The organism is Terriglobus sp. YAF25, from assembly GCF_052113305.1.
GTDB lineage: Bacteria > Acidobacteriota > Terriglobia > Terriglobales > Acidobacteriaceae > Terriglobus.
The window spans coordinates 1-1,720 of sequence record NZ_JBFRCY010000859.1 but is presented as its reverse complement, the minus strand read 5'-3'; the positions used below and the strand labels follow the sequence as shown (position 1 = coordinate 1,720).

The window sequence follows — 1,720 nt, the reverse complement described above, 5'->3', positions numbered from 1 at the left end:
CCGCTGCGCTGCTTCCGTAATGGCCAGTGTCGAGTTCAGTCTGTGAAGTTCGGTAACGTAGCCATTGGCAAGATCGCTTGCGCGATGTGCATCACGGTCGGTGACGGTGATGGAGATCAGTCCATTCTTTTCCGCCTTGAAGACTGCATGGCCCTTCAGCGCCGCACGGGTATCCGCAAGTGTCTGCGTGTGATAGATCGAGCGCAGATTGAAGCGGTCGATCAATCGATCCGCAATCACATTGCTCTCCAGAATGCCGACGTAGAGGTCGCCCGGATTCTTGAACAGGCTTGCGGCGCCTCCGCCGGAGAATCCGGCAAGCGCGCCAAGTTGTCCACTTAGCGCCGCGGCCGAGGATTGTTGCTGCGCCGGGGGCAAGATCATGGCCTGGCCGGTGAACGTCGGCTTAAGCAGGAAGGCTACCAGGCAACTTGCTAAAAAGAAGACGAATGCCGTCAGCAGAATCACCCGCCAGCTCCGAGCCAACAGCAGCAAAGCATCCAACAGGTCAACGTTGCGTGGACTGGTCGTGATCGGCTCAGCTCCGGCTAGTAACTCCGAGCGTTCAAAATTTCCAGTACCCAGTGTCATATCCACTTCCCATCGTATCCCAGTCGATCGCTACAGCCTTCGCTTCCGTTGCCCTGGATCATACTCACTGAGGCACCTGCTCGGCCTTTGCATCCACCCGGCGTGCGGCCAGGGATGCCGCTTTTATCGCGGCAAAGATTTCCATCATGCGGGCCGCCCAGCTGTCCCAGTTCAACCTCGTCTCATACTCGTTGCGCGAGGAGATGCACAGTTCGCGGTAACGCCCCGGGCGATCCAGAACTTCGCGGATGCGCGCCGCATACTCTGCCGAGCTCGCGTCCGCCGGCAGGAGCAATCCATTGACTCCATCTTTGACCACACTCGAGATGCCGCCGGTGTCGCGGGTCACGGACGGCAGGCCGCAGGCCGAAGCCTCCCCAAACACAAACCCCCACGCCTCTGCCTCAGAAGGCACGATCAGAAACGTCGAGGTCAGCAAGAGACTCCGAAGTTCCAGTGCTTCCGCCGGATTGTCTTTGCGCAGGAAGGGAAGCACCCGCATCGCCGGATGACCGACACCTGCCGGAGGCTTGCAACCGCAGATCAGCAGCTCCGCCTTGACGCCGCTCGCAAGCAGCATCTTCAAGGTTTCAAGCGCTAGTGGGCCACCCTTCCTCTCCCAGCTCACACCGAGCAGAAGCAGCCGGCAAACACTCACATCCCGTTGTGCCAGGGCCTCGTCTCGCGTCGGAGGATCTTCCAGATTGGCGCCGTACGAGACCACGTGAAGGCGCGAAGCGTCGTATCCGTAGTCAGCTTGGAAAGATTTCGCGACCCAATCGGAAGGGGCAACGATTGCCGTTGCCCGTGTCGTTGCTTTTTTCTCGATCGTCGCTCCCTCGCGGTCAGTGAACGGCAGCAGGTTCGAGAATGAGTTGTAGTAAGACTTTCCCGAAGCAAATGTCATGTCCGTCAGGTAGACAATCGGCAGATTTGTCTTAAGATAGGCGATCTCGGTCGAAGCAAGCGGCGCATAGACAATGTCGTAGTCGCCATGTTTCAGGCGCCGGGCAAACTCCCGTCCAAAGGCCCGGGAAGCCAGCAGATTGTGATGCCAGTCATACGTCCGGCCCAACAACTTCGCAGCTCCATGGAGGTACCGTGCCGCCTTGAGCCATCGTGACGAGAC

General features: G+C 59.0%; 2 protein-coding genes. Both read right to left on the bottom strand.

Annotation, left to right across the window (positions count from 1 at the left end):
* Positions 1–591: Wzz/FepE/Etk N-terminal domain-containing protein (locus AB4043_RS24560; protein WP_442308398.1), on the bottom strand; the 591-nt coding region annotated here is incomplete at its 3' end.
* Between the two features lie 64 nt (positions 592–655).
* On the bottom strand, positions 656–1,720 hold a 1,065-nt coding region (locus tag AB4043_RS24555), incomplete at its 5' end, for a glycosyltransferase family 4 protein (protein WP_442308397.1).